General features: G+C 53.2%; 1 protein-coding gene. It reads left to right on the top strand.

The window, feature by feature from the left end; all coding sequences use genetic code 11:
* A partial coding sequence (locus LF95_RS22550; RefSeq protein ID WP_174561020.1) for a helix-turn-helix transcriptional regulator occupies nucleotides 1-427 on the top strand: 427 nt, incomplete at both ends.

Genomic DNA, 427 nt, shown 5'->3' on the forward strand with positions numbered 1-427 from the left:
TCACGCCAACCCGGTTTGACACCAGATCCGGCACTTTCCCGATTTCGCTGTCCGAACCAGCCACCCGGATGCTTCGGGAATATAGCGACACCGGGGCAAATGCCGGTTTTGTCATTCCCACAATGACACCCTCGACATTGCAGGTCAGCGGTTTCAATATTGCCAATTCAATGAACCCGCAGGAATTTTCGCAATTCTATCGCGACAGGGAAAATGTCCTTGTTCTTGCCGCCCATGCCGTGCATCAACGATGTCAGGCACTGGACCCGCAATTGTCCCAGCCAGAGATCCATCTGGCATCGCAAAAAGACATTCATTACGCTCCCCTTAGCACACGGGAACGCGAATGCCTGCTGTGGCTGTGCAAGGGATTGCGCAATGATGCCATTGCAGATCGCATGGGCATTAGCCGTGTTACCGTTGAAAT

Origin of the sequence: Thalassospira sp. TSL5-1 (genome assembly GCF_001907695.1) — a bacterium.
Lineage (GTDB): Bacteria > Pseudomonadota > Alphaproteobacteria > Rhodospirillales > Thalassospiraceae > Thalassospira.